Raw genomic sequence first — 26,834 nt, 5'->3', positions numbered from 1 at the left:
CCCCTGCTCCACCCGGTCGGCGTGACCGCCTCGCGCCAGGTCCCTACCCCGCCCATGCCCGGAACCGGAAGGAACCCCCGCCATGGCCACCCGACGGACCACCACCAAACCCCCGCCCACCACCGCCCCCGCCCCGGTCGAACCGGCCCCGTGTCAGCCGTGCGGCGGCACCGGGAACGTCGCGATCACGGTCCGCGTCGGTCGCAAGCGCCGCCCGGTCGGACAGCAGGACGGCCTCTGCCTCAACTGCCTCGGATCCGGCACCGACCACGACGCCTGACCGTCCCTCCTCGCCCCGGTGCCCGGCGGCGGCCCCGTTCCCCGCCCGGCACCGGCCCACCCCCGAAAGGAGGTGAACCCCTATGTCCCGCATCCGCATTGACGCCGTGCTCGTCCAGGCCGTCATCGCCGGTGCCCTGTCCTTCGCGCACCTGCACGACCTGGCCGAAGCCGCCGGACAGGACGGATGGAAGGCCTGGGCCTACCCGGTCAGCGTGGACCTGCTCCTGGTCGCCGCCTGGCGGCGTATGCGTACCACCGCCAACAACCGCGCCGCATGGGTCTGGTTCGTCATCGCCCTGGCCGCATCGCTCGGCGCGAACGTCGCCACCGCCGGACTCCTCGACCTCGGCGACGTCCCGGCCTGGCTGCGCATCCTCGTCGCCGGCTGGCCCGCCCTCGCCTTCCTCGGCGGCACCCTCCTCGTCCACACACCCACCACCGCGCCCAACGAGCCCGAGCCTCTTCCGGTCCCCGCACCGCCGGTCGCCCCGGCCCCTGATCCGGTCCCAGACGTGACGGTGGAGCGGGCTCCCGAACCGGCCCCAGAACTCCCCCCGGCACCGGCCTCCGAGCCCGCACCCGAACCTGCCCGCGCTCCGACCCCGGCGGCGGTTCCGCCGGCACTGCTGGACCACGCCCGGAAGCTCGCTGACACCCACCAGGCCACGACCGGTTCCCGGATCGACTCGGCCACCCTGCGCGCCCGCCTCGGCGTCCCCGCGCCACTCGCGGACGCCATCACCGCCCAACTCGCCTGATCAGAAAGGAAATCCGTCATGGACTCGAACCCGACTCGGGGTGACTACCTCGCCGCCGCCCGGGAGGAACTGGACGCCGGGAACCCGGGCCTGGCCTCCCTGCTGGCCGAGGAAGCCGACCACCGCGCCAACACCCCCGCCGAGAACGCCACCGTTGCCCGGGACTTCCCCGGCGGCCTGCGCCGGAAGGGCTGAACTATGCCGCGTCCGAACCGCTTCACCAACGTCCTCCGCATCGGCCCCGTTCAGGTCGGCACCCACTACGACGGCCGGGGCCGCACCAAGCACGTCGCCGCCTGCACCGCCCCGGGCTGCGACTTCTCCGCCGACTACCACGGCCGCGTCGCCGCCGAACTCGCCGCCCGCACCCACCGCTGCAACCCCTGACAAGGAGGCTCCGCCCGTGTTCACCCCGAAGATCCCGCCCCCGGACACCGCACCCACCCCCGGCACGTCCCTCGTCCCGCCGCTCACCGGCCTCGTCCACACCCCGGCCTGCACCTGCGAGCACACCCCCGCCGCGCCCACGGGCTCGGCCCCGGTCCCGGCTGCTCCGACCGTCCGTCCGGCCGTTCAGCTCACCCCGGGCGCGCTGGTCGTCGCCGCCGCCGGCGGGACCGCCATGGTCCTGGTCATCGGCACGGTCCTGGTCTCCATGCTCCTGGCCACCGCGATCACCGCCGCGTCGGTCGCGATCTGCGCCGTGGTCCTGCGCTCGCTGCTCAACCGGCCGAACAACCGCTGACAGCCCCCGGGGCGGCCTCAACCGCCAAGTTTCCGCCGCCCCGGGCGCTTCCCACCTTCCCGATCCAACGGACCCGAAAGGGAGATCCCATCATGCCCCAGCACACCCGGCCCCGGCCGATCTGCGGCCACTGCGACGGCTTCCCCACCGTCACCATCACCACCGGCACCCGCACCCCCGACGGCCAGCGGCAGACCATCACCGCGAACTGCCCCGCCTGCCACGGCACTGGCCACACCACCGCCCCCGCCGCCGACCGCTCCCGCACCCGGATCGGGGCGTGAGCCCCATGGCCGACCTGACCCCCACCCCCGACCGCCCCGGCCTCCACGTCAGCAAGCCGTCCCCCAATACCCCCGCCACCGGATCGGCCGTCTGCCACTGCGGAGCTTCCGCGACCGCTACGGGCGACAGCCAGGTCAAGGCCCTGGTTGAGGGCTACGCCGCGAACCACGGCCCGGCTCACGGCGACGGTGGTGGTCGCCGATGATCACCAACCGGCTCCGGGTGCTGGACCTCTTCTGCTGCCAGGGCGGTGCCGCCATGGGCTACCACCGCGCCGGCTTCGACGTGACCGGCATCGATCTGGCTCCGCAGCCCCGCTACCCCTTCCGCTTCATCCAGGCCGACGCCATCGACTACGTCCGCGAGCACGGGGCGGAGTTCGACTTCATCCACGCCTCGCCCCCGTGCCAGCGCTACAGCCGCGCCCAAAAGATCCAGCACCGCGACCACCCCGACCTCATCGCCCCTACCCGGGCCGCCCTCGAAGCGACCGGCCGCCCCTGGGTCATCGAGAACGTCGAAGAAGCCCACCGTGAACTCCGCAACCCGGTCACCCTGTGCGCCGCCGCGTTCGGAATGCGGACCTACCGCCACCGCCTCTTCGAGACCGGCGGCGGCTTCACCTTCACCCCGCCCCGCCACCCCGCCCACCTCGCACCCCTGACCAAGATGGGCCGCCCCCGCGCGGCCGGCCACTTCGCTCACTACGTCGGCAACTTCTCGGGCGTCGCCGACGCGCGCACCGACATGGGCGTCGGCTGGATGAATCGCGACGGCATCCGCGAGTGCATCCCCCCGGCCTACACCCACCACATCGCAACCGCCCTGCTCGCCTCCCGCCTGGAGGTGGCCGCGTGAGTAATACCGCCACCACGGCGGGCCTGGACCCGGCCACCCTCACCGACCTGCTGAGGGTGGCCGGGTCTCCCGGCTTCGACCGCCTCACCGAACAGCTCCGCCGCACCGGAGGCTGCTCCCAGCCCATCCACCTCACCGGAGCCACCAAGACCATCGACCGCACCACCGGCACCCTGCTGCACCACTATTCGACGGATACCGAGCCCGGGGGACGGTTACGGATCGCCTGCGGCAACCGCCGCGCCTCCCGCTGCCCCGCCTGCGCCTGGACCTACGCAGGCGACACCTACCACCTCATCCGCGCCGGGCTCACCGGCGACCCCGACAAAGGCACCCCTACGACGATCCGGGATCACCCCCGAGTCTTCGCCACCTTGACGGCCCCGTCGTTCGGTCCGGTCCACAACCGGCCCGGTAACCGGCCCTGCCGCTGCGGTGTCCGGCACTCTGAGGACGCGCCGGAGCTGGGCACGCCGCTCGACCCCGACCGGTACGACTACGCGGGGGCGGTGCTGTGGAACAACCACGCCTCCGACCTCTGGCGCTACTTCACGATCTACCTCCGCCGCGAGATCGCCAAGCGCGCCGGACTCACCCAGAAAGCCGCCCGTGAGCAGTCCAAGGTGTCCTTCGGGAAGGTCGCGGAGTACCAAAAGCGCGGGGCCGTGCACTTCCACGCGGTGATCCGCTTCGACGGACCCGAAGGCCCGGACACCCCGCCCCCGGCCTGGGCCACCCTCGGCCTCCTGGACGACGCGATCCGCGCCGCCGCCGCCCGCGTCCAAGTCGACGTGCCGGCCAACCCGGAAGCCGGGGTCAGGGACGGTTGGACGCTGCGGTGGGGCATGCAGCTCGACGTGCAGCCCATCGGCGCGTTCGGCAACGGCGAAGACCTCACCGAACAGGCCGTGGCCTCGTACGTCGCCAAGTACGCCACCAAGGCGGCAGAGACGACCCGGACCGTGGACCACCGGATCGGGAACAAGGAAGCCCTCGTCCTCCTCGATGTGCCCGAGCACCCGCGCCGGCTGATCGAAGCGTGCTTGGACCTGCACCACGCCTACCCAGAGCGCAAGCTCCGCGACTGGGCACACATGCTCGGTTTTCGGGGCCACTTCTCGACCAAGTCCCGCGCTTACTCCACGACCCTCGGTGCACTCCGCCAGGTCCGCGCCGACTACCGCGCCGCCGAACAACGCGCCTCCCTCGGCCTCCCCGATCCCGACGACCACCCCGAGGCCACCACGCTCACGCTCGCGCACTGGGCCTACGCCGGAAACGGCCACACCCCCGGCGAATCCTGGCTCGCTGCCAACATCCACCGCGACATCCAACACAACCGCGAAACCGCCCGCGAACACCGCGCCGCACTGCAAGACCAACTTGCTCTGGAAGGAGCCGCATCGTGACCACGGCCACCGCCGAACTCCTCACCGTGCCCGAGGTCATGGCGCGGCTGAAGCTCGGACGCTCCACCGTCTACGACCTGATCCGCTCCCGCCGGCTGGTCTCCATCACCATCGGCCGGGCCCGTCGCATCCCCGCCGACGCTGTACGGGACTTCATCGTCAACGAGATCGAGGAAGCCGCCTGATGCCTCCCCAGCGCAAGCGCAACCCCAACGGTGCGGGCACCATCACCAAGCGCAAGGACGGCCGCTTTCAGGCCGCGGTCTACGTCCTCCAGCCGGACGGCACTCGGGCCCGTAAGTTCGCCTACGGCAAGACCTGGGCCGAGTGCGACGCCAAGCGCCGTGACCTGCTCGCCAAGGTGGACCAGGGTGTGCCCGTGCCCACGCGGTCGGCCAAGCTCTCCGAGTGGCTGCCCTACTGGCTCGACAACGTGGTGAAGCCTCGGCGCAAGCTCAGCACGTACGACAAGTACGAAGCGCACGTCCGGCTGTACTTGGTGCCCATGATCGGAGGGAAGCGGCTGGAGTCGCTCGGTGTCGCTGACGTCCGGCGCTGCCTCGTCCAGCTGGAGAAGAAGACCACCGCGGCTACCGCCAAGGAAGCGCATCGGGTCCTACGCACAGCCCTTACCGCGGCTTGTCGGGAAGAGCTGATCACGCGCAACGTAGCCAGCCTCGTTGAACCGCCCCGTGCGAAGTCGCGAGAGCTGAGCCCGTGGTCCCTGGATGAGACCCTGATCTTCCTGGCTGCGGCCCGCAAGGACCCTCTCTATGCCGCGTTCGTCCTCGCCATCACCATGGGTCTGAGGCGCGGGGAGCTGGTCGGGCTGCGGTGGACCGACCTGGACCTAGACCGCAGGGTTCTCTACGTCCGCCAGCAGACTCAGAGGCGGCGTGGCATCCTCTACGACGATGATCCCAAGGGACGCCGCCGCCGGGCTGTGCCTCTTCCTGCTATGTGCATCGCGCCCCTTCGGTGGCACCGCATGCGACAGGCTGAGGCCAAGGCACGCGCTGGGGAAGCGTGGCAGGAAGGCGGGCATGTCTTCGTCACGCGGACCGGTCGCCCGGTGGAGCCCCGGAACGTCTACCGCTCGTTCACCCGCGTTGCCGAATCCGCCGGCCTCCGAGTGATCCGCCTGCACGATGCTCGGCACGGCTGCGCCACGATCCTCACCGCGGCCGGGGTGGCTCCTCGCGTTGTGATGGAGATCCTCGGGCACAGCCAGATCAGCATCACGATGGATGTCTATACCCACGTCGTTCAGGACACGCAGCGCGAGGCGATCAGCCACATGGACCGGCTGCTCAAGAGGCGTCCTGGCCGTGAGTGACCGCCGCCGTTGATGTCAGGAGTGGATGTCAAAGGCCACCTAGGAACGTTCCTAGGTGGCCTTTTTGCTTGTGCCCCCGGCAGGATTCGAACCTGCGACACCCGCTTTAGGAGAGCGGTGCTCTATCCCCTGAGCTACGAAGGCATGGCCGGACGTGCTGATGTCCGGCCATGGACAGCCTAGCGGATCTGTGCCGGTGCCGAGCCGGTGTAGGGGCGGGCTGCGGTCTCCCCGCCTTCAGGCAAGGTCTGAGCTGCGGCTTCTTTCCGTAGGTGTGCAGGATGACAGGTGGGCGGCCCCCTGCGGCTCCCCGCCGCCTTGGCGCCCCCGCGCCGCCCGCATAACGTCACCCCTACCGAGCCAGCGCGAGAAAGGCCGCAGCCCGTGCCGCACACCGACCCGCCCCCGACCGGGCCCCAGGACTCCGAACGCGCCGAACGGATCCACGCCCTCCTCACCGGCCCCGGCGCGCCCTTCGCCGTGGTCCGGGGGGAGCAGGGGGCGTTGGAGTACGCCGACGGGCCGCGTACGCTCCGGGAGTTCGTCGAGGCGGCCTGGGCCTACGGTGACTCGCCGTTCCTGGTCGCCGGTGAACGCCGCTACTCGTACGGGGAGTTCTTCGCCGCCGCGTCCGCCCTGGCCGTCCGGCTGAGTGAGCGGTACGGGCTGCGCCCCGGTGACCGGGCCGTGGTCGCGATGCGGAACCGGCCCGAGTGGCAGATCGCCTTCTGGGCCGTCCAGCTGGCCGGGCTCATCGCCGTACCGCTCAACTCCTGGTGGACCGAGGGCGAGTTCCGTCACGCCCTCGACGACTGCGAGCCCGGTGTGCTGCTCGTCGACGGTGAGCGGCTGGAGCGGGTCGCGGGGTGGGCGCGGCGGGCCGGGGCGCGTGTGGTTCTCTTCCAGGGGCGGCACGGGGAGGGACCGCTTCCGGACGGCGTACGCGTCGAGCGGTACGAGGACTTTCCCGCGCCCGACCCCCTGGCCGCGCCTCCCGACGTGGAGCCCCGGCCCGAGGACGACGCCACGATCCTCTACACCTCGGGCACCACCGGCCGGCCCAAGGGGGCGGTGGCCACCCATCTCGCCCAGGCCGGGGCCGCGCTCAATCCCCGCTACCAGGCGGCCGCCTCCGCGCTGGGGAGGGAGGCCGTCCCGGGGATGGGGCCGGTGCCGGTCTCCCTGATGACGCTCCCGTTCTTCCACGTCGCCGCTTTCACCAGCTTCTACGGGGTGATCGCGGCGGGCGGCACCCTCGTGCTCATGGACAAGTGGGATGCGGACGAGGCACTCCGGCTCATCCGTGTCCACGGCGTCACTCACTTCGCGGGGGTGCCGACCACCGCCCTCCAGCTGATGGACGCCGCCGAGCGTACGGGGGACGAGTTGGCGAGCCTCACCCTGTTCAGCACCGGTGGCGCCGCGGCCCCGCCCCGCCTGGTCGCCCGCCTCACCGCCCACTGCGGCGAACGCGTCGAGCCCCGTAACGGCTACGGCCTCACCGAGACCAGCGGCGGCGTCCTCGCGAACATCGGCGCCGAGTACCGGGCCCACCCCGGTGCCGTCGGACGCCCGACCCCCGTGACCGAGACGCGGATCGCGGGCGCGGCGGGTGAGGAGCTGCCCGAGGGGGAGGTGGGGGAGCTGTGGTTGCGCGGGCAGTCGCTGTTCCGCGGCTACTGGCGCGACCCGGCCGCGACCGGGGAGGCGTTCCGGGACGGCTGGTTCCGTACGGGGGACCTCGCCGTGCGGCGTGAGGGGCGGATCGCGGTCGTCGACCGGATCACGGACATGGTCGTCCGGGGCGGCGAGAACGTGTACTGCGTCGAGGTCGAGGGCGTCCTGCACGACCACCCCGACGTGAGCGACGCCGCCGTCCTCGGCGTCCCGCACCCGGTGCTGGGGGAGGAGGTCGTCGCCGTCGTCCTGCCGCGCACCGGCGCCGGGGTCACCGCCGACGTCCTGCGCGAGCACGTCGGCCGGTCCCTCGCCCGGTTCAAGGTGCCGGCCCGGGTGCTGCTCACCGACGAGCCGCTCCCGCGCAACGCCACCGGGAAGGTCCTCAAGCACGAGCTCCGGGACCGGTTCCCCGCCCGCGATCAGGACCCCGCGCCGCTCACGGCCGGGTGATCCGTACCCGGTAGTCGCCCTCCCCGTCCTCGTCCAGCACGGATATCCGTACGCCGTTGGCACGGTCCGTGAACGTCTGGCCGGGGCGGAACGGTGCGTCCGAGAGTTCCGCGTGCACGTTGGGGCGCCGGGTGCAGCCGCCGCTGTCCTGGGTGGCGTCGGCGACGGAGACCGGGCCCTGGCCGGTGTCCACGTCGGAGCTGACCTTGTAGATCAGCACCCCGGGGCGGCAGACCGCCTCGTCGTTGCCCGCCGCCGTACGGACCTCCACCGCGTATCCGGACTGGGCGCTGAGCGGGACGAAGGCGAGCTTGGTGCCGCCCGCGGTGGCCAGCGGGCCGAGCGTGTGTTCGCTGACACCGGGCTGGGAGGCGCAGCTGATCTGCTCGTTGTCGAGCCAGCCGAGCTTCCACTTGTGCCAGCCCAGGAAGTCGTTGTTGGCGCCCCAGTCCTCGGACATGATGTCCCAGTGCCCCACCGAGCCGCCGCCCTCCATCGTGTAGAGGTCGGGCAGGCCGAAGACATGGCCGTTCTCGTGCGGCAGGACGCGGTAGCCCGTCTGTGCGTACGATCCCGAGCCGTCGTCCTGGCGGCTGTAGACGAACGACGTGTTGGAGAGCGGTACGCCGTCCGCGGACGGGGCGTCGTCGTTGCCGGAGAAGGTCACGGAGAGCACGGTGTCCAGGGCGGAGGGGCCCGCGTTCGGGGTGACGAGGACGTTGACCAGGTCGTACGCCGAGAAGTCCACCTGCGGGTCCGCTGCCGCGACGAGGTCCTCGACCAGCTGGCGGTAGCCCGGTTCGAACGGTGAGCCGCGTTCTATCCCGTACTCCGCGAAGGGCATCGGCATCCGCAGCCACTCCTGGACGGGGGCCTCGGGGCGGTAGTCGAGGCGGCCGTAGGAGCTGGTCGTGAACCAGTCGGAGGTCTGCGGGAAGAACTCCGCGAACCGGTCCGCCGCCGGTTCCGTGCCCTCCGCGTCCGGGAAGTCGATCATCAGGTTGAGTGACCTGACCTCTCCGGTGGAGCGCGCGTAGCCGGGTGGAGTGGGCATGCCCAGCGACATCTGGACGCCCATGGCCGTGGCGATCCGGCAGGGGGCGACCGCGGAGTCCTCGGCGGTGGCCGCCGGGCCCGCCGTGGCCTTCCCGCCCCCCGGAAGGGTGGTGCTCGCGGACGCCATGGCGGCTATGACCAGGGCGGTCGCTCCGGCCAGGGCAAGGGGGCGGCGGTGACTGCGTATCCGGTGGCGGGGCTGCTGCATAGAGGCGCCTTCGGGTCCGCGGCAGCCGGCCGACCCTGACTGCGCTCTGGCGATCAGCCTGTGCCGGGCGGTCGGGGGGCGCTCGCTGGGTGCGCCGATCGGAGGGTTTTCGCCGCCAGGTAATGTGACTCAGGTCACAGGTGGGGGCGGAAATAAGCGGGGAGGCTTTCCCCGTTTGCACCGGTGTCCCCTTGAAACGGGGATCTGGTCCCCGGTTGCGGATGGGGGCGCTCAGCTACACATCGTCCGATCAGAGAAGGGGAAGGGCAGCCGTGGAGACCGTCGCCGACACCAACGCACCGGCAGCTCAGCGCCGTACGCCCCGACCGCGGGCCGACGCGCTGCGCAACCGTGAGCGGATCGTCACGGCCGCCCGTGAGCTGTTCGTCGAGTTCGGGCCGGATGTGCCGCTCGACGACGTCGCACGGCGGGCGGGCGTCGGGAACGCCACGCTCTACCGGAACTTCCCCGACCGTGCGGCGCTGACCCATGAGGTCGTGCTGGCGGTCACCTCCCGCACCACCGCGAGGGCCGAAGAGGCCGCCGCGGCGGAGGCCGACCCGTTCGCCGCGCTCAGCCGGTTCGTGCACGCGGCCGCCGACGAACGGATCGGCGCCCTGTGCCCGATGCTCTCCGGCGTCTTCGACAAGGACCACCCCGACCTGCTCGCCGAGCGCGACCGCCTCGAAGCGGCTGTCGAGGGGCTCGTGTCGCGCGCCATGTCCGCGGGACGGCTGCGTACCGACATCGCCGTCGGTGACGTACTCGTCGCACTCTCCCAGCTCACCCGGCCGCTGCCCGGCATCGCCTGCCTGGACATCGACCGCTTCACCCACCGCCATCTGCAGCTGTTCCTGGACGGGCTGGAAGCCCCGGCCCGTTCCGTGCTGCCCGGATCGGCGGCAACCCTGGAGAACTTGAGGCGCCGCGACCGCTGACGCCGGTCCTTGCCCTTACCCCTACCCCTGCCCCTGCCCCGTAGATCAACGTCCTTTTACGTTCACGCACTTACGTACTCCATCACGCACGTACTCCTCACGTGCGTACCTCCATCACGCGTACGCCAGCACGTACCGGCGACTCTCCTCGCGACGTCCTCGGCGCCCTCGCACGTCCCTAGGTGGCTACTCCCATGGCAAGAACCGCTGACACCCCGCTGTCGAGAATCGCCGACACCGGGCTTCCCGATCCCAGCCGCTGGAAGGCCCTGGGCTTCATCGCGCTCGCCCAGTTGATGGTCGTGCTCGACGCGACCATCGTGAACATCGCCCTGCCCTCCGCCCAGACCGACCTGGGCATCTCCGAGGGCAACAAGCAGTGGGTCATCACGGCCTACGCGCTCGCCTTCGGTGGTCTGCTCCTCTTCGGTGGCCGGATCGCCGACCTCTGGGGGCGCAAGCGCACCTTCGTCGTCGGGCTGATCGGCTTCGCCCTGGCCTCCGCGCTCGGCGGAGCCGCCCAGAACGAGGCGATGATGTTCGGCTCCCGCGCCCTGCAAGGTGTCTTCGGCGCCCTGCTCGCCCCGGCGGCCCTCTCCCTGCTCGCCGTGATGTTCACCGACGCCAAGGAGCGCGCCAAGGCCTTCGGTATCTACGGGGCCATCGCCGGTGGCGGTGGCGCGGTCGGGCTGATCCTCGGCGGCTTCCTCACCGAGTACCTGAACTGGCGCTGGACGTTCTTCGTCAACATCCCGTTCGCCGTGATCGCCGCCGCGGGCGCGTACTTCGTCATCCGTGAGCCCTCCGGTTCGCGCAACCGCTCGCCGCTGGACATCCCCGGTGTCGTGCTCTCCACGCTCGGCCTGGTCGCCCTGGTCTACGGCTTCACCCGCGCCGAATCGGCCGGCTGGTCGGACGGTCTGACGATCAGCATGTTCATCGCGGCCGCCTTGCTGCTGCTGGCCTTCGTCGTGACCGAGTCGCGCGTGAAGTCGCCGCTGCTGCCGCTGCGCGTACTGACCGAGCGCAACCGCGGCGGGGTCTACCTCTCACTGGGGCTCGCCATCATCGCGATGTTCGGGCTGTTCCTCTTCCTGACCTACTACCTGCAGATCGTGAAGGGCTACTCCCCGGTCAGGACCGGCTTCGCCTTCCTGCCGATGATCGCGGGCATGATCACCGGCTCCACCCAGATCGGCACCCGCCTGATGACCCGGGTCCCGCCGCGGCTGCTGATGGGCCCCGGCTTCCTGGTCGCCGCCATCGGCATGCTGCTCCTCACCCAGCTCGACCTGAACACCAGCTACGCGGCCGTCATCCTGCCCGGGATGCTGCTGCTCGGCCTCGGTATGGGTACGGCCTTCATGCCGGCCATGTCCCTGGCCACGCACGGCATCGAGCCGCGTGACGCGGGGGTCGCCTCCGCGATGGTCAACACCTCGCAGCAGGTCGGCGGCGCCATCGGCACCGCTCTGCTGAACACCATCGCGGCCGGTGCCACCACCGCGTACATCGCCGACAACGCGGCCCGCGCCACGGACCCGAAGCTCCTGGAGCTCCAGGCCATGGTCAGCGGCTTCGCCAGCGCGATCTGGTGGGCGGTCGGCATCCTCGTCCTCGCCTCCGCGATCGCGGTCGTCCTCATCAACACCGGCCGCCCGGGAACGGGTGCGGCCGGCGGTACGGGTGGTGCGTCCGGCGGGGACGCCCAGGGCGCCGAGGACGAGTTCCGGATTCCGGTCGTCGCCCACTGACACCGTTGTTCCCGAGGTCTGCCCCGGTTCACGGTCTGCCCCGGTTCACGGTCTGCCCTGGTTCCGCCGCTCAGCGGAGCCAGGGCAGATCCGCGTCCGTACCCTCCGGTTCGAGCCCGGAGGCGAGTACGCGCATGATGTCGCCGAGGCTCTGCACCTGCTCGGGCGTGAGCCGGTCGAACAGTGCCTGCCGTACGGCGTCGACATGGCCCGGCGCCGAACGCCCGAGCATCGCGTGACCGTCGTCGGTGAGCACCGCGTTCTGGCCGCGCTTGTCGGAGGGGCACTCCTCGCGCCGCACCCAGCCGTTCTTCTCCAGCCGGGCGATGGCGTGCGAGAGCCGGGAACGGGTGATCTTCACGTTCCTGGCGAGCTCGGTCATCCGCATCCGGCGCCGGGGTGCCTGGGAGAGCTGGACGAGCAGCCCGTAATAGATGTGAGGCATGCCCGCGTCCCGCTGCAACTGGCGGTCGAGGTGATCCTCCAGCAGCGTGGTGGCATGCAGGTAGGCGCGCCAGACGCGCTGCTCCTCGTCGGTGAGCCAGCGTGTCGCGCCGGTGGATGCCGTGGATGCCGTGGTCATGTACTCCACTGTACGACCTTTTCTTGAAAGTTTAACTAGATAGGGCTAAGGTCTCTGGAGATAGGAACTTGAAGGTTCAAGAACCTGGCCGGTGGGATTCCGCAAGACCCCTGTAGAGCCATCCCCCGGAATCAGGAATCCATGATCCATACCAGTGCCAGTGCCAGTGCCAGCGCCGATGTCAGATCCAGTGGACGGGGAGTGCCATGACTGTCACCGCGGAGCGCATGCCCGCTCTCTACCTCTCGCACGGCGCCCCGCCGCTCGCCGACGACCCGGTCTGGCCCGGCCAGCTCGCCGCCTGGTCCGCCACGCTGCCACGCCCCCGCGCGATCCTGATGGTCTCCGCCCACTGGGAGGAGGCCCCGCTCGCGCTGGGTGCCGTCGAGCCGGTTCCGCTGGTCTACGACTTCTGGGGCTTCCCCGAGCACTACTACCGGGTGCGGTACGGCGCCCCCGGTGCCCCGCAGCTCGCCGACAGCGTCCGCAAGCTGCTGCGCGGCGCCGGTGCGCCGGTCCAGGACATGCCGGACCGGGGGCTCGACCACGGGGCCTACGTGCCGCTGGTGGAGATGTTCCCGGACGCCGACATCCCCGTACTCCAGATCTCCATGCCGACGCTCGACCCGCGGAAGCTGATGGCCATCGGGCGCAGGCTCGCCCCGCTGCGCGACGAGGGCGTGCTGATTGTCGGAAGCGGCTTCTTCACGCACAACCTGGCCGCCCTGCGACACACGGGCGGCGGAGTGCCGGGCTGGTCGGCGGAGTTCGACGACTGGGGTGACCGCGCGCTGCGGGCCCAGGACGTCGACGCCCTGCTCGACTTCGAGCACACGTCCCCGGCCGGAAAGCTGGCCCACCCGCGCACCGAGCACTTCGCGCCGCTCTTCGTGACGCTGGGCGCCGCCGAAGAGGAGCTGGACCGGGGGCGGAGCGTCATCGACGGCTTCTGGATGGGGCTGGCCAAGCGCTCGGTGCAGTTCGGCTGAGGGCGTTTCACCAGCCCGGCGTGTCAGTCCGATCGCGCGGCCGGCGGCGACGGGGGCGGCCGCGTCACCTACGTCCGGTGCCGCGTCGGTGAACTTGATCGTGCGATCGCCACCGTGCGCCGCGGCCCGCTCGAACACCTCCTGTGCGTGCTGTGCGGTGATCAGGTGTTCCGTGATCGGTGGCGCCTCGCGGGGCCCGTACGCGCGCCTCGATCACCATCGGTGCGTGGTTGCTGAGCCGGCCGTCGCGCTCCGGCCCCGAGCGGTGGATGCCTTCCAGGGTCTCGTCGAGCAGGCCGGAGGTGTCCGTAGGGTTGCGCTGCGTCTCCGCCACGGGCCTCACGGTAGGGGCGGGCGGCGGCTCGGCGGATCGGGCTGAGGTCCCGGCCGGCCGCGGCCGAGGCGTCCTCCTGCGGATCTGCGGACCTGCGACCCCGGGGCCCGGGGCGCCGCCCCGCACTCCGCGGAGACAATGCGGACATCGCGAGCAACCCCGAGGCGATACGGGTCGTCTTCCGGGGTAGACGCGAGGTCGGGAACGTCCGGAGTTTCCGGAGGTCCGTACGGTCCGGCCCAAGGGTGTGGACTCCTGTGAGCGCGGCCTCACCGAAACGGGGTAGCCAGCTCCTCGCCAGGGCCGCCGACAACCCTCGGTGCGGTGCCTGACCTGCGCTTACGTGGGTATCCGCGCCAGGTTTCCGCCGGTCGGCGCCGGACAGGGTACTGGATGATCGCGAAAATGAATGGGCGGCATGGGAATTCTGTCCGGATTCCAGTCGTTGTTTCCATCGGATGCAGGGCACCCGAAAAGGTGTCGCGACCTACTCAGCAAGGGAGCACGCATGGCAACCCGTGCCGTCGCCCGTCGTTCGTCCACCACCTCCGGTGGGACCGATCGGGCAAGCAGTGTTCGCGCCGTGGGCGGGGAAATCGCCGATCGCGACCTGGTCGGCATGTACCTGGACGAGATCGCTCGTACACCGCTGCTCGACGCCGCCAAGGAAGTCGACCTCTCCCAGTCCATCGAGGCGGGCGTCTACGCCCAGCAGATCCTCGACGGCGGGGTGGAGAGTGATGCCCGCGGCGCGACGCGTGAAGAGCTGGAGGCGCTGGTCGCCGAGGGCGAGCGCGCCAAGGACATATTCATCCGTTCCAACCTCCGCCTCGTCGTTGCCGTGGCCCGCCGCTACCCGCGTGCGGGGCTGCCCCTGCTCGACCTGATCCAGGAGGGCAACGCGGGCCTGGTGCGCGCGGTCGAGAAGTTCGACTACGCCAAGGGCTTCAAGTTCTCCACGTACGCGACGTGGTGGATCCGGCAGGCCATCACCCGGTCCATAGCCGACCAGTCCCGCACGATCCGGCTCCCCGTCCACCTGGTGGAGGAGCTCGGCCGGATCCGCCGGGTCCAGCGCGAGTTCAACCGGGAAAACGGCCGCGATCCCGAGCACGCGGAGATCGCCGCCGAGCTCGACTCCAACGCCGAGCGCGTGGGCAACGTCCTGGACTGGGCCCGCGACCCGGTGAGCCTCAACATGCCGGTGGACGACAACGGCGACACCCAGTTCGGCGACCTGCTGGAGGACACCTCCGCCGTCTCGCCCGAGCAGTCGGTGATGACCCTCCTGCGCAGCGAGGAGTTGGAGGACCTGATCGGCAAGCTCGACAACAGGACCGCCTCCATCATCAAGATGAGGTACGGCATCGAGGACGGGCGCGAGCGGACGCTGACCGAAGTGGGCAAGCAGCACGGCCTGACACGGGAGCGGATCCGCCAGATCGAGAAGCACGCACTACTCGAATTGAAGCGAATGGCTCACGACACGGGCTTTGACGCTGCGGCGTGAGCCAATAACCCGTAACCTCCCCATCAAGCCGGTTCGCACCGGCTGACCGACCGGATCATGCCGGTCACCGACCGGTTTTCCCCACCGGTCCCCGGAACTGAGTCCCGGCGCCCACCCCCCCCCGGCGCCGGGGCTCATCCATGTCCGGCCCCCTGCTCCGCCTGCTGCGCTTCCCCCGGCTCCTGTGCCTCCTGCCCCCGCGGCCCTTCCGGCCCGGGACTCCGCGCTCCGCTTCCGGCCGCGGCGGCGCGGGTCAGCCGGGCGCCCAGACCCTCCAGGTACGCCACCAGCTGCGGAGGTCCCTGCACCGCGAACTCGCAGTCCACCAGCGCCAGCCGCAGCGCCACCCACTCCAACGAGTCCGTGGACGAGGACCGAAGCCGGCAGCCGTCCTCCCCGTCCGGCTCCGGCACCCCGAGCGTCGGCGGCAGTCGAGCCGCCACGAACTCCGCCGACGCCCGGAACCGGACATCGAGCCGGAGCTCCGGCTGCACGCCCGCCATCGAACGGGCGAAGTAGCGTGCCGCGTCCTCCGGCTCCGCGCCCCCGCCGTCCTCCCCGGGGAGCGGCCGGGGCGTGAACCGGGCGCCTGTCGCGAACGGCTCGGAGACCCGGTCCACCCGGAACGTCCGCCAGTCCTCCCGCAGCAGGTCGTAAGCCACCAGGTACCACCGCCGCCCCGTGCTCACCAGCCGGCACGGCTCGACCCGCCGCTTCGTCTCCGTACCGTCGCCGCTGCGGTACGAGAACCTCAGCGCCTCCTGCCCGGTGGCCGCCGAGGCCAGCGTCGTCAGGGTCTGCGGATCGATGGTGGCCCCGTCGCCCCGGGTCAGCGGCACCGTGGCGTTCTGCAGCGCCGAGACCCGGTGGCGCAACCGCGACGGCAGTACCTGTTCCAGCTTGGCCAGCGCCCGTACGGAGGCCTCGTCGACGCCCTCGATGGCGTGCCCGGCGCCGGCCCGCAGCCCCACCGCGATGGCGACCGCTTCCTCGTCGTCCAGTGCGAGAGGCGGCATCGCGGCGCCCGCGACCAGGCGGTAGCCGCCCAGCGCACCGCGCGAGGCCTCCACGGGGTAGCCCAGTTCGCGCAGCCGGTCGACGTCGCGGCGGACCGTGCGCGGGCTGACGTCGAGCCGTTCGGCCAGCTCCCCGCCGGGCCATTCGCGCGGGGTCTGGAGGAGCGACAACAGTTTCAGCAGTCGTGCCGGGGTGTCGGTCATGGGATCCAGGATGCTCCCCCATCAGGTCACGATCAGACCTAATGGGGGCGTAGCTTCCTCTCATGTCTTCTTCCGCAGCGCTGCCGGACCCGGCACCGAGCACCGCATCCAGCACCGCACCGCCCCTGCCCGGCCCTGCCGACCGGCGCCGTTGGTTCGCCCTCGCCATCGTGATGACCGCGGCCTTCATGGACCTGGTCGACGTCACGATCGTCAACATCGCCATACCGAGCATCAGCCAGGACATGGATGCCTCCGTCTCCGCGATCCAGTGGATCACCGCCGGGTACGCGCTCGCGTTCGCGGCCGGACTGATCACGGGCGGCCGGCTCGGCGACATCTACGGGCGCAAGCGGCTCTTCCTCGTCGGCATCGCCGGGTTCACCGTGGCCTCGGCCCTCTGCGGTCTCGCTCCCGACCCCGACATACTCGTCGCCGCCCGCATCCTCCAGGGTGCGACGGCGGCCCTGATGGTGCCCCAGGTGCTCTCGATCGTGCACGCCACCTTTCCGGCGCACGAACGCGGCAAGGTCTTCGGCCTCTTCGGCGCGGTCGTCGGCCTCGGTGCGGTCTCCGGTCCGCTGGTGGGCGCGCTGCTCACGGAGTGGAACCTCTTCGGCCTCGAATGGCGGCCGATCTTCCTGATCAACCTGCCCGTCGGCGTCGCGGGTCTGATTCTCGGCGCCAAGTTCATCACCGAGTCCAAGGCGCCCAAGGCCATGCGGCTGGACCTGATGGGCGTCGGCCTGGTCACCCTCGCCATGCTGATGCTCATCTACCCGCTCACCCGCGGGCACGAGCTGGACTGGCCGCTCTGGGGCCACCTCTCGATGGTGAGCAGCCTGTTCGTCTTCGGGCTCCTCGTCCGGCACCAGCGGCAGAAGGCCGTCATCGACGGCTCACCGCTGATCGAGCTGTCCCTGTTCCGGATCAAGAGCTTCGCGGCGGGCATCGCCGTGCAGCTCACCTTCGGCGTCGGCCTGGGCATCTTCTTCCTGGTCTGGACCCTGTACATGCAGGTCGGCCTGGGCTGGAGCGTCCTGGCGGCCGGTACGACGGGCATCCCGTTCTCCGTCGCCGTCTCGGTGGCCGCCGGGATCTCCGTGCAGAAGCTGGTGCCCCGCTTCGGCCGCAAGGTCCTCCAGTCGGGCGCGCTCCTGATGGTCGCCGGGCTGCTGGTCTACCTCTGGGAGGCCGAGCACTACGGCATGGCCATCACCTCCTGGCAGATGGCGGTGCCGCTGGTCGTCATGGGCGTCGGGATGGGCCTGATCGTGGCGCCGCTGACCGACGCGATCCTCTCCGAGGTCCCCAAGGAGCACGCGGGTTCGGCGTCCGGGCTGATCAACACCGTGCAGCAGATGGGTACCGCGCTCGGTCTCGGCCTGGTGTCGGTGGTCTTCTTCGGCGCGGTCGGCGACCCGACGGCACCGCAGGAGGTCGGCCCGGCCTTCGTGGACGCGTTCCAGCAGTCGCTGTGGTGGGTGGCCGGAGTGCTCGCGGTGATCTTCCTGCTGATGTTCGCGCTGCCGGCCCGGCCGAAGGCGCACGTGGAGGGCGAAGCGGCCGACGACGGTCCGCTCGCCAAGGAGCCGGCGCTGAAGGCCTGAGCAACTGAAGGGCTGAGCAGCTCAGCGGCTGAACGGCTGAACGGCCAGGCGTTCCCTGGTCACGCCCCGTACGGATGCCCGTCCGCCCCCGGTGAGGGGTGGGCGGGCATCCGCATACGGGTGGAGCCCCCGCAGTCGGCTCCGCACACGCGGGGCGCGGTCAGCAGATCCTGGTGCGGATCTCCATCGCCGTACGGGCGGCGTGCTCGTCCTCGTAGACCTCGCACATGTGGCGGCCGTCGGGGGTCGCCGTGTGCTCGACCTCCCACAGACTCGTCTCGCTGCCGTCCAGCAGCAGGAAGGCGTGCTCGTAGAGCGTGAACCCGGCCTCCTGTCCGTCCACTTGGCACTGGCGACCGAAGATCTGGGTGATGTGGTGGGCGAAGGCGGACCGGAGCAGCCGCGCCTTCTCCTCGTCCGGGCGGTCGCCGTTCTCCGCGCGGCGCAGGACCCGGCGGGCGTGGTCGGCCGAATTGTCGGGGGCGTACGTCCGGGGTGCCGGGGGCGGGGGAGCGGACATCAGGACCGTCAGGATCTCCAGGTCCCCCCGGCTGCCCTCGTCGCCGAAGGCGGGGGTGTCCGAGAAGCTCCCGGCGAGCCGGGCCGCGGCGATATGGGCGTCACCCTCGTCGGCGTAGAGCTCGTGGCGGCGGGGGGCCCGCTCGTCCCGGCCACCGCTGTGCACCAGCTCCCAGAGGGTCAGGTCGGAACCGTCGTCGAGGAGGTAGGTGTGGCGGTAGGTCTCCCGGTGCAGGACGGGGCTGTGGTGCGACGAGTGCAGTGAACTGCTGTGCGCCAGCGCCGAACCGAGCAGGTCGACCGTGCTGTCGGGAAGGTCGAAAGAGTTGAGGGCGCGTCGCAGGAGTCGGTCGAGGTGCTGCTCGGTTGTCTCGTACGGATCGCTCAAGGTGCTGTCTCCAGGCCGTCGCCGCGTGTTACTTGGTGCGTGCTTAACGTAGTCCCTGGGTCTGACATCGTGACCGGGGTTCGTAAAAACGTAAGGCGGCCGAGATAAGTTCCCCGTCTGTTCCCGGCGCATTTCGGGCAGTTGGGGGTGAACTCCCTTGCCGCGGTTGCGAGTCGGCGCCCGCGCGCCCTCGCCCCCGTGCCGCGCGCCCCGGGGGTCCCTCCTCCTGTGCCTACGTTCACGCGTCCGCCTCGCCCTCGCCGCTGGGCCCCTCCTCGTACAGGTCGGCGTGGGCGAGGAACGTACCGCCCGGCCCCTGGACGCTCCGGGCCGCGCGCACGGCCTTCACGATCGCGCGGGCCAGCACGTCGGCGCCCGCCGCGAGGATCTCGTTGACCGCGACCGGGTTCTCCGACTCCACCCGCACCCGCCCCGTGGCCAGTGCGAACACGGTGTCCCCGTCGGTCAGCAGATGGACCGGGCGCACCGCACGGGCCATGCCGTCGTGAGCGGTGCCCGCCAGCTTCAGTGCCTGGGCCCGGACGAGATCCGCGTCCGTCGCGACGACCGCGATCGTGGTGTTGAACGCCGGGGCCGCACCCCCGGCCGCCTCCGCCGCCTCCCGCTCCCGCGCCAGCCGCCGTACCGCCGCCGCATGCGTCGCGGGTGCCGGGTGCGCGGGCGGCTCCCCGGCCCCGTACTCCCCGAACAGCACCCCGGTACGCGGATCCAGCACCGAACCCGCCGCGTTCACCGCGACCAGGGCGGCGACGGTGACCCCGGAGGCGAGCCGGACGCTCGCCGTGCCGACACCGCCCTTGAGCTGCCCGGCCACCGCGCCCGTACCCGCGCCCACGTTCCCCTCGGCGACCGGCGCCCCCGGTTCGGAAGCGGCTGCCGCCTCCACCGCCGCCCGCCCGGTCGACGCGTCGGGGCGGGCCCGCCAGTCGCCGCCCCGGCCGAGATCGAAGAGGGCCGCGGCCGGAACGACCGGGACCACCTGGGTGGGTCCGGCGCCGACCCGGACGCCCCGGCCCCGCTCCTCCAGCCAGGCCATCACGCCGGACGCGGCGTCGAGCCCGTACGCGCTGCCGCCCGTGAGGACGATCGCGTCGACCCGCTGCACCAGGTTGCGCGGGTCCAGCGCGTCCGTCTCCCGGGTCCCCGGCCCGCCACCCCGTACGTCCACGGCGGCCACCGCCCCGCCCTCCGGCGCCAGGACCACGGTCGTCCCGCTCAACGCCCCGTCCCCGCCCACCTGCGCGTGCCCCACCCGCACGCCGGCCACATCGGTCAGTGCGTCCAGCAACGGGGCACCCTCCGGTGGCGGGGTGTCCGGCAGTGGCGGGTGGGGGGCCTCGGCGGTCATCGGGCACTCCTCGGGTCGGCACCCGCGAGCAGGCGCAGGCTCGTGTACGTAGTCTCCGAACGTACCGGCGAGCCCCGCCCCTGTCCGCCCACCCGGCCCGGGAGACGCGCCTCGCCTCGGCTCCGCCCCTCCGACCCCCTGCACCTGTCCGGGCGACCCGCTCACCCCCTTACCGCCCAAAAAGGGTCCAATTGCCGTAAACGGTCCTACGGTGGCGGAGTGACCGAGCCGCCAGAAGACCCCGCAGCCCCCGCCACAGCCGAGTCCCATCCCCCCAGCGGTTCCGCGGGAGCTCTCCCCGGCGAATCCGTCGGCGCGGCCCCCGTCGCCACCGGCCCCCGGTCGGCCACCACGCGGGCGACCCTGGCCGGAGTGGTGGTCTCCGCCCTGCTGATCCTCGCGATCGTGCTCGGCAGCCGTATGTTGCGCAACTTCGACTCGGCGCTCCTCCCGTACGCCGTGGCCACGGTCTTCCTCGCCTTCGGTGTCGCCTACCGCTACACGGTCTGGATCTCCGCCCCCGGCGCCCGACGCCTCTTCAGACAGGGGTGGCGCAGCCTCTTCTCGATGGAGAACTTCCGTCAGGCTCCCACCGCCCTGCCGAAGATGATCGCCACCTACCTCGGCTTCCAGAAGTTCCTCGGCGCACGGTCACACGCCCGCTGGGCCGCCCACCAGCTGGTCTTCTGGGGCTGCGTCCTCGCCGCCCTGATCACCTTCCCGCTCACCTGGGGCTGGTTCACCTTCACCTCCGGCAGCGGCTCGGGACCCGGCTACGAGATGCGGATCTGGGGCATCAGGATCCTCGGCTTCGACTCGCTCTCCGTCCTCGGCTGGCTGATGTTCCACGGCCTCGACATCGCCGCCGTCCTCGTCATCCCCGGTGCCTCGTACTTCCTGTGGCGCCGGATGAAGGACCGCGGCGCCTCGACCGGCCAGCGCTTCGCCTACGACCTGGTGCCGCTGATCGCACTGATCGTCATCTCCGTGACCGGCCTGCTGCTCACCTTCTCCTCGATCCTCCTGCACGGCGGCGGCTACCAGTTCCTGGCGATCCTCCACATGGTCTCGGTGGTCTTCACTCTCATCTACATCCCGTTCGGCAAGTTCTTCCACATCGTCCAGCGCCCGGCCGCGGTCGGCATGCAGCTGTTCAAGTACACCGGGCGCCAGGACGACAAGGTCTTCGCCTGCCGCCGCTGCGAGGAACCCATCGACACCGGCCCGTACGTCGAGAACCTGCGCGGCACCATGCGCGACCTCCGGCTCGACTTCGACGCCTGGGCCGAGTACTGCCCGCGCTGCAAGCGGGTGCTGCGCGGCAGCGCCTACCTCTCCCATGTGAAGAAGGGCTTCAAGTGACCGCGGAACCGCGAGCCGCCGCCGACCGCCGCACCTTCATCCCGCTCGACCCCTCCCTCGCCCCGCCCGGCACCCGCGCCTTCCGGGACGCGGGCGGCATCCCGGCGGACCAGTGGCACGCCGACCAGTACGGCGAGACGCTCGTCCCCACCCACTGCTGCTTCTGCGGCGTCCAGTGCGGGATGTATCTGCGCGTGGACCGGGGCGGCAAAGTCTTCGGCGTCGAACCCCGCAACCACGACATCAACCGGATGCGGCTCTGCCCCAAGGGCATCAACGCCTACCAGCAGGTCAACCACCCCGACCGGCTCACCGCCCCGCTGATGCGCCGCTCCCGCGACGAGGAGTTCCGGGAGGTCTCCTGGGAGGAGGCGCTCGACTTCACCGTCGCCGAGGTCAAGCGCATCCAGCAGACCTACGGCAACGACGCCTTCGGGCTCCTCGGCGGCGCCAGCCTGTTCTCCGAGAAGACCTATCTGGTGGGCAAGTTCGCCCGGGTCGCCCTCAAGTCCCGACACGTCGACTACAACGGCCGCCTCTGCATGGTCAGCGCGGCGGCCGCCAACAAGCTCGCCTTCGGCATCGACCGGGCCGGCAATCCCTTCTCCGACATCCTCCTCACCGACTGCCTGCTCATCGCCGGATCCAACGTCGGCGAGTGCTTCCCCGTGATGACCCAGTACGTCTGGGGAGCCCGGGACCGCGGGGCCAGCCTCATCGTCATCGACCCGCGCGAGACCGCCATCGCCCGGACCGCCGACATCCATGTCGCCCTCAAGCCCGGCACCGACTCGGCCTTCTTCACCTCCGTACTGAGCGTCGTCATCGAGGAAGGGCTCACCGACGAGAACTTCCTCGCCGCCCACGCCACCGGCTGGGAGGAGGTCAAGGCCGAGGCGGCCGAGTATCCGCCCTCCCGCGCCGCCGCCATCTGCGGCATCCCCGCCGAGCAGATCGTCCAGGTCGCCCGCACCTTCGCCCGCGCGCCCAGGGCCATGGCCTGGCACGCCCGGGGCATCGAGCACCACTCTCAGGGCGTCGAGAACTGTCTCTCCGTGATCAGCCTCTGCGCCGCCACCGGCCACATCGGCAAGCCCGGCGCCGGCTACGGCACCCTCACCGGCCAGGGCAACGGGCAGGGCGGCCGCGAACACGGCCAGAAGTCCGACCTCCTCCCGGGCGGCCGCTCCATCACCAACCCCGAGCACCGCCGTCAGATCTGCGAGATCTGGGGCATCGAGGAGTCCGAACTCCCGCCCGCCGGGACCTCCATGATGGAAATGGTCTGGCAGATGCAGCGCCGCGAGATCCGCGGCCTGATCGGCATCTGCAACAACCCCTTCGTCTCCCTCCCCAACTACCGGGTGGTCAAGGAGGGGTACGACGCCACCGAGTTCCACGCCCAGTTCGAGTTCTTCCTCTCCGAGACCGCCGCCAACGCGCATGTGGTCTTCCCGGTCACCACCTGGGCCGAGGACGAAGGGGTGATGGCCAACGCCGAGGCCCGGGTGGTCAAGCACAACAAGGCCCAGGACCCGCCCCCAGGTGTCCGCACCGACACCTGGGTGATGTGCGAACTCGCCCGCCGTTTGGGCGTCGGCGACAAGTTCGACTTCCCCGACTCCCGGTCGGTCTTCGAGGAACTGCGCACCGCCTCCGCCGGCACGGTCAACGACTACTACGGCATCACCTACGAACGGCTGGAGGAGACCGGCGGCATCGCCTGGCCCTGCCCCACCACCGACCACCCCGGCACCCCGCGCCTCTTCGAGGACGGGAGGACCTGTCACCCCGACGGCAAGATCCACCTCCAGGTCGTCGAGTGGCACCCGCCGATGGACCCGTACGACGACGAGCACCCCATGTCGCTCACCACCGGCCGGACCGTGGCCCACTTCCTCTCCGGCAACCAGACCCGCAGGCTCGGCGCCCTCGTCGAACAGACCCCGCGCCCCTGGGCCGAGATCCACCCCTCCCACGGCTTCCGCAACGGCGAGCCCGTCCGCGTCGTCACCCGGCGCGGCAGCGAGGTCTTCCCCGCCCTGGTCACCGAGGCGATCCGCCCCGACACCGTCTTCATCCCCTACCACTGGGCCGTCCCCACCGCGGCCAACGCCCTCACCATCGACGCCCTCGACCCCCGCTCCAAGATCCCCGAGTACAAGGTCTGCGCCTGCCGCATCGAGCACGCCGACCGGATCGACGAGGTCCCCGCGCCCCCGGTCGCCCCCGGCCATGTCGCCTACCCGGAGACCCAGGTCTCCCGTACCGACCCGCTGCCTCCCACGGCCCCCCAGGGCCGTGGGACCTCGGAGAGGAGCTGAGTCCCCATGATGGGCAGAACGATCTTCATCGACCCGGGGCGCTGCATCGGCTGCCAGGCCTGTGTCTCCGCCTGCCGCGAATGCGACTCGCACCGCGGCAAATCGATGATCCACCTCGACTACACCGACGAGGGCCACTCCGTCGCCTCCCTTCCCACCGTCTGTATGCACTGCGAGGACCCGGTCGCCCCCTGCGCCGAGGTCTGCCCCGCCGACGCGATCCTGGTGACCGCCGACGGTGTGGTGCAGCAGGCCGACACCACCCGCTGCATCGGCTGCGCCAACTGCGTCAACGCCTGCCCATTCGGCGTACCGAAGATCGACCTCGGGGCGAAGCTCCAGCTGAAGTGCAACCTCTGCTACGACCGCACCGCCTACGGCCTCGCCCCCATGTGCGCCACCGTCTGCCCGACCGGAGCGCTCTTCTACGGGACCGTCGAGGAACTCCAGGCCGAGCGCCCCGGGGTCCAGGTCGTCGACACCTTCGTCTTCGGCGAGACCGAGGTCCGCACCGGCGTGGCCATGGTCGTCCCCGCCGAGAAGGTGCAGTGGCCGGTCCCCGGCGGTCTGCCCGTCGTCGAGATCAACGGGACGGACGTCCGCCGATGAGCGTCACCGAACAGCAGCAGGGCGGCGAGCACCAGGCCGGAGGTGACCCACGCGAGGCGCTCCAGGACCGGATCGCCGCCGACTCCCTCACCACCCGGCGCGACTACCTCCGGATCGTCACCACCGTCTCCGGCGGTCTCGCGGTCGGCGGCATCGGCGTGGCCGCGGGCATCCTGCACCGCCACGGCGACGGCGAGGAAGGACAAGGGCCCGAGGCGAAACGCATCGCCCAGCGGCTCCCGCCCGGCGAGTCCATCGCCTTCCGCTACCCGGGCGAGGAGGACCGGGCCGTCGCCGTCCGCCTCGACGACGGCACCCTCGTCGGCTATTCCGCCGTCTGCACCCACCTCGCCTGCGCCGTGCTCTGGCGCAAGGACCGGGGCAGGGAGGGCGAGCTGTACTGTCCCTGCCACGAGGGCGTCTTCGACGCCCGCTCCGGTGAGGTGACCGCCGGGCCGCCGCCGCGCGGGCTGCCGAAGGTCGTGGTCATCGAGGAGACCGACGGCAGTATCTGGGCCGTCGGGACCACCCGTTCCGGCGAGAGCGTCGAGGCGGGACTCTGCCGCCAGCTCGGCGGCGAACGCCCCGACCTCGCCGCCCGTATCGGCTGCCCCGACATCGGCGGCGGCGCCGAATCCCCGCCCCGGGCCCCGGGCCCCGGCGCCTCCGATGCCACCGAGACCCCCGGCAGGCGGGCATGACCGACTCCCCGCACCCCGAGCAGCCGCCCCCGGGCAGCCACTACCCGACGTACCACCCGGGCAGCGCCGACCCCGCGCTGAACCGGCCTGTCCATGAGCGGTATCCGCAGATCCGCCCTACCAGCGGTTACGGAGACCCGCGCGTCCGCCACACCGGGCCCGGCCCCGGCGCGGGCACCGACCAGGAACCCGAGCGCTCCTCGAAGCTGACCGCCCGCCTCGTCCTGGCGATGACCGTGGTCGTGGGCCAGCTCTGGGGCCTGACCGTGCTGATCGACGAGTGGATGGAGGGAAACACCGGCACGGCCTGGTGGGGGGCCGGCTTCCTCTGCCTCTCGTTCCTCGTGGTGCTCGGCCTGTGGCTGATGGACCCGAAAGACCGCTGACGGCTGACGGGTCCCAAGGATGGCTGACGTCCGCCGGGCCCGGAAGCCGGACGCACCCCGTCGCGGGAGCCGCCCCGCCCGGCGGCGGCCCGCACCCCGCCGCCGGCCGCCGTACCCTGGAGGCATGAGTGCCGCCCCCGCCCCCGGTCCGCGAGACACGAAGCAGCAGCCACCGGCACAGCCGCCGCAGGAACCGAAGCCGAAGCCCAAGCCGGTTCTGATCTTCGATGATCCGCTGGACCAGCAGTCCGCGGACGATACGGACCGGGGATGGGGCGAGCGGCCCTCCGGCGGCTCAAGCGGCGCCGACCTCGCGCGCTTCCTCGACGAGAAGCCGCCCCACCACATCTGAACCGCCGATCGGCGGGCTACCTCTCCCCGTCCCGGCCCCCCTTGACGACGGCGGTCACGATGTTCGTGAACGCGGCCCCGATGACGACAGCCACCGCGAGGTCGATCACATTGCCGCGTATCAGGAAGGCATTGAAGCCCTCCAGCAGACTGACCTTCTTCTGGCTCACAGGTGGGCCTTCTTTCGCAAGTGCGGTGACGGGAGCGAACTGCTCCGCCACCTGAGGCGGGAGAAGACGACACTGTCCAATCCGGTAATGCCCACGAGTGACTTGAAGGCGTGTCAGTTCGCATCGGACACCGCCAGCGCCAGCCGGCCCGAGGCGCCCGCGCCCAGCAGTGCCGTAGCGGTGGGCCGCTCCACGGACAGCATCACCAGAGCCCCCTCCGGTGCCGGGCCCCCGCCGATCACCTCTCCGCCGCCGCCCCGGTGGCCGCCGTCATCGACGATCCGCCCTGGAACCCGTGCCACCCGCACCCCGCGTGCCACCAGGCGGGCGTCGTCCCCCGCCTCGCCGACCGCGATCACATCGACATGGTCACCCGGGCGCAACAGCCGTACGGTGGCTGCGTCCGCGATCCGCACCGGCGCCGAGACGAGCCGCGCCGACGGACGCCCGGACCCCGCCCCCGTATCGGATACGGCCGTACCGGACACGGCGGCGCTGTCCGAGGCGGCGGTCCCGGACGCGGTGCTGCCCAGGCCCGTCGTTGCCAGTGCCGCACCCGCCAATGCGATCCCCGCGGCGATCGCACGCCGCTGTCTGCGCAGCATCCGCCGCAGTCGGTACGCCCCGCCGCCTCGCACCCGCAGCGGTGC

29 protein-coding genes, 1 tRNA gene and 1 pseudogene are annotated in these 26,834 nt (G+C 71.2%); 23 read left to right on the top strand and 8 right to left on the bottom strand.

Going from position 1 to position 26,834, the window contains the following annotated elements; translation table 11 throughout:
* Positions 1-82 precede the first annotated feature (82 nt).
* From AMK21_RS19475 to AMK21_RS19430, 11 genes are all read left to right on the top strand, one after another.
* Complete coding sequence (locus AMK21_RS19475; RefSeq protein ID WP_073879605.1) at positions 83-280, top strand: hypothetical protein; 198 nt, start codon at positions 83-85, stop codon at positions 278-280.
* Positions 281-362: 82 nt separating this feature from the next.
* Complete coding sequence (locus AMK21_RS19470) at positions 363-1,040, top strand: DUF2637 domain-containing protein (protein WP_073879603.1); 678 nt, start codon at positions 363-365, stop codon at positions 1,038-1,040.
* A gap of 18 nt (positions 1,041-1,058) precedes the next feature.
* On the top strand, positions 1,059-1,235 hold the full coding sequence (locus tag AMK21_RS35455; protein WP_199863236.1) for a hypothetical protein: 177 nt from the start codon (positions 1,059-1,061) through the stop codon (positions 1,233-1,235).
* Positions 1,236-1,238: 3 nt separating this feature from the next.
* Complete coding sequence (locus AMK21_RS19465; RefSeq protein WP_073879601.1) at positions 1,239-1,427, top strand: mobile element transfer protein; 189 nt, start codon at positions 1,239-1,241, stop codon at positions 1,425-1,427.
* Between the two features lie 16 nt (positions 1,428-1,443).
* Positions 1,444-1,785: a SpdD protein gene (locus tag AMK21_RS19460; protein ID WP_073879599.1), complete on the top strand. Its 342-nt coding sequence runs from the start codon at positions 1,444-1,446 to the stop codon at positions 1,783-1,785.
* Between the two features lie 92 nt (positions 1,786-1,877).
* On the top strand, positions 1,878-2,069 hold the full coding sequence (locus tag AMK21_RS19455; RefSeq protein WP_073879597.1) for a hypothetical protein: 192 nt from the start codon (positions 1,878-1,880) through the stop codon (positions 2,067-2,069).
* Positions 2,070-2,074: 5 nt separating this feature from the next.
* The gene (locus tag AMK21_RS19450; protein WP_073879595.1) at positions 2,075-2,275 is read left to right on the top strand and encodes a hypothetical protein; all 201 of its coding nucleotides are present in this window, start codon (positions 2,075-2,077) and stop codon (positions 2,273-2,275) included.
* A complete protein-coding gene (locus AMK21_RS19445; RefSeq protein WP_073879593.1) occupies positions 2,272-2,928 on the top strand; it encodes a DNA cytosine methyltransferase in 657 nt (218 codons plus the stop codon). The genes AMK21_RS19450 and AMK21_RS19445 overlap by 4 nt, the downstream gene beginning before the upstream one ends.
* Positions 2,925-4,337, top strand: a complete 1,413-nt coding sequence (repSA, locus tag AMK21_RS19440; RefSeq protein ID WP_073879591.1) for a replication initiator protein RepSA — start codon at positions 2,925-2,927, stop codon at positions 4,335-4,337. The genes AMK21_RS19445 and repSA overlap by 4 nt, the downstream gene beginning before the upstream one ends.
* Positions 4,334-4,522 (top strand): helix-turn-helix domain-containing protein, encoded by a 189-nt coding sequence (locus AMK21_RS19435; protein ID WP_030118376.1) that lies wholly within the window; start codon positions 4,334-4,336, stop codon positions 4,520-4,522. The genes repSA and AMK21_RS19435 overlap by 4 nt, the downstream gene beginning before the upstream one ends.
* Entirely contained in the window at positions 4,522-5,673 is a 1,152-nt protein-coding gene (locus AMK21_RS19430) for a tyrosine-type recombinase/integrase (protein WP_073879589.1), read from the top strand. The genes AMK21_RS19435 and AMK21_RS19430 overlap by 1 nt, the downstream gene beginning before the upstream one ends.
* Before the next feature lie 71 nt (positions 5,674-5,744).
* Here AMK21_RS19430 and AMK21_RS19425 read toward each other — a convergent pair.
* Positions 5,745-5,817 (bottom strand) — tRNA-Arg (locus tag AMK21_RS19425).
* Between the two features lie 240 nt (positions 5,818-6,057).
* Between AMK21_RS19425 and AMK21_RS19420 the strand changes: the two genes are divergently transcribed.
* Positions 6,058-7,803 (top strand): class I adenylate-forming enzyme family protein, encoded by a 1,746-nt coding sequence (locus AMK21_RS19420; protein ID WP_073879587.1) that lies wholly within the window; start codon positions 6,058-6,060, stop codon positions 7,801-7,803.
* Here AMK21_RS19420 and AMK21_RS19415 read toward each other — a convergent pair.
* On the bottom strand, positions 7,790-9,067 hold the full coding sequence (locus AMK21_RS19415) for a M6 family metalloprotease domain-containing protein (RefSeq protein ID WP_073879585.1): 1,278 nt from the start codon (positions 9,065-9,067) through the stop codon (positions 7,790-7,792). The genes AMK21_RS19420 and AMK21_RS19415 overlap by 14 nt on opposite strands.
* Before the next feature lie 272 nt (positions 9,068-9,339).
* Between AMK21_RS19415 and AMK21_RS19410 the strand changes: the two genes are divergently transcribed.
* Both AMK21_RS19410 and AMK21_RS19405 read left to right on the top strand, forming a co-directional pair.
* Entirely contained in the window at positions 9,340-10,005 is a 666-nt protein-coding gene (locus AMK21_RS19410) for a TetR/AcrR family transcriptional regulator (RefSeq protein WP_073879583.1), read from the top strand.
* A gap of 194 nt (positions 10,006-10,199) precedes the next feature.
* Positions 10,200-11,759, top strand: coding sequence for an MFS transporter (locus AMK21_RS19405; RefSeq protein WP_199863235.1), 1,560 nt, complete (start codon positions 10,200-10,202; stop codon positions 11,757-11,759).
* 70 nt (positions 11,760-11,829) lie between these two features.
* Here AMK21_RS19405 and AMK21_RS19400 read toward each other — a convergent pair whose 3' ends face one another.
* Complete coding sequence (locus tag AMK21_RS19400) at positions 11,830-12,351, bottom strand: MarR family winged helix-turn-helix transcriptional regulator (RefSeq protein ID WP_079181206.1); 522 nt, start codon at positions 12,349-12,351, stop codon at positions 11,830-11,832.
* A gap of 197 nt (positions 12,352-12,548) precedes the next feature.
* On the opposite strand from AMK21_RS19400, the gene AMK21_RS19395 reads away from it, so the two are divergent.
* The gene (locus tag AMK21_RS19395; protein WP_073879581.1) at positions 12,549-13,331 is read left to right on the top strand and encodes a dioxygenase; all 783 of its coding nucleotides are present in this window, start codon (positions 12,549-12,551) and stop codon (positions 13,329-13,331) included.
* A gap of 842 nt (positions 13,332-14,173) precedes the next feature.
* The gene (locus AMK21_RS19385) at positions 14,174-15,175 is read left to right on the top strand and encodes a sigma-70 family RNA polymerase sigma factor (RefSeq protein WP_073879579.1); all 1,002 of its coding nucleotides are present in this window, start codon (positions 14,174-14,176) and stop codon (positions 15,173-15,175) included.
* A gap of 134 nt (positions 15,176-15,309) precedes the next feature.
* Here the strand turns inward: AMK21_RS19385 and AMK21_RS19380 are convergent, their stop codons facing one another.
* Positions 15,310-16,395 carry a helix-turn-helix transcriptional regulator gene (locus tag AMK21_RS19380; protein ID WP_073879577.1) on the bottom strand — a complete coding sequence of 362 codons (1,086 nt, stop codon included), beginning with the start codon at positions 16,393-16,395 and terminating at the stop codon, positions 15,310-15,312.
* Between the two features lie 62 nt (positions 16,396-16,457).
* Between AMK21_RS19380 and AMK21_RS19375 the strand changes: the two genes are divergently transcribed.
* On the top strand, positions 16,458-18,005 hold the full coding sequence (locus AMK21_RS19375) for an MFS transporter (RefSeq protein ID WP_073879575.1): 1,548 nt from the start codon (positions 16,458-16,460) through the stop codon (positions 18,003-18,005).
* A gap of 160 nt (positions 18,006-18,165) precedes the next feature.
* Here the strand turns inward: AMK21_RS19375 and AMK21_RS19370 are convergent, their stop codons facing one another.
* Together AMK21_RS19370 and AMK21_RS19365 are read right to left on the bottom strand one after the other, a co-directional pair.
* The gene (locus AMK21_RS19370; protein ID WP_073879573.1) at positions 18,166-18,912 is read right to left on the bottom strand and encodes a DUF6227 family protein; all 747 of its coding nucleotides are present in this window, start codon (positions 18,910-18,912) and stop codon (positions 18,166-18,168) included.
* Between the two features lie 238 nt (positions 18,913-19,150).
* Entirely contained in the window at positions 19,151-20,281 is a 1,131-nt protein-coding gene (locus tag AMK21_RS19365; RefSeq protein WP_234421980.1) for a P1 family peptidase, read from the bottom strand.
* Positions 20,282-20,500: 219 nt separating this feature from the next.
* On the opposite strand from AMK21_RS19365, the gene AMK21_RS19360 reads away from it, so the two are divergent.
* From AMK21_RS19360 to AMK21_RS19335, 6 genes are all read left to right on the top strand, one after another.
* Positions 20,501-21,643, top strand: a complete 1,143-nt coding sequence (locus AMK21_RS19360) for an MFS transporter (protein WP_073879571.1) — start codon at positions 20,501-20,503, stop codon at positions 21,641-21,643.
* Complete coding sequence (locus AMK21_RS19355; protein WP_073879569.1) at positions 21,640-23,967, top strand: molybdopterin oxidoreductase family protein; 2,328 nt, start codon at positions 21,640-21,642, stop codon at positions 23,965-23,967. Before AMK21_RS19360 ends, AMK21_RS19355 begins: the two co-directional genes overlap by 4 nt.
* Before the next feature lie 6 nt (positions 23,968-23,973).
* Positions 23,974-24,576, top strand: a complete 603-nt coding sequence (locus tag AMK21_RS19350; protein ID WP_073879567.1) for a 4Fe-4S dicluster domain-containing protein — start codon at positions 23,974-23,976, stop codon at positions 24,574-24,576.
* Complete coding sequence (locus AMK21_RS19345; protein WP_073879565.1) at positions 24,573-25,277, top strand: ubiquinol-cytochrome c reductase iron-sulfur subunit; 705 nt, start codon at positions 24,573-24,575, stop codon at positions 25,275-25,277. The genes AMK21_RS19350 and AMK21_RS19345 overlap by 4 nt, the downstream gene beginning before the upstream one ends.
* Positions 25,274-25,663, top strand: a complete 390-nt coding sequence (locus tag AMK21_RS19340; RefSeq protein WP_073879563.1) for a hypothetical protein — start codon at positions 25,274-25,276, stop codon at positions 25,661-25,663. Before AMK21_RS19345 ends, AMK21_RS19340 begins: the two co-directional genes overlap by 4 nt.
* A 124-nt stretch (positions 25,664-25,787) precedes the next feature.
* Positions 25,788-26,015: a hypothetical protein gene (locus AMK21_RS19335; RefSeq protein ID WP_073879561.1), complete on the top strand. Its 228-nt coding sequence runs from the start codon at positions 25,788-25,790 to the stop codon at positions 26,013-26,015.
* Positions 26,016-26,052: 37 nt separating this feature from the next.
* On the opposite strand, the pseudogene AMK21_RS19330 reads toward AMK21_RS19335, so the two are convergent.
* Both AMK21_RS19330 and AMK21_RS19325 read right to left on the bottom strand, forming a co-directional pair.
* A pseudogene (locus AMK21_RS19330) lies at positions 26,053-26,184 on the bottom strand (MscL family protein); the annotation flags it as partial.
* A gap of 113 nt (positions 26,185-26,297) precedes the next feature.
* Positions 26,298-26,822, bottom strand: coding sequence for a hypothetical protein (locus AMK21_RS19325; RefSeq protein ID WP_199863243.1), 525 nt, complete (start codon positions 26,820-26,822; stop codon positions 26,298-26,300).
* Between the last annotated feature and the right edge of the window lie 12 nt (positions 26,823-26,834).

The sequence above is a fragment of the Streptomyces sp. CB00316 genome, from assembly GCF_001905595.1.
Taxonomy (GTDB): Bacteria; Actinomycetota; Actinomycetes; order Streptomycetales; family Streptomycetaceae; genus Streptomyces.
This window is presented reverse-complemented; position numbering and strand designations above follow the sequence as displayed.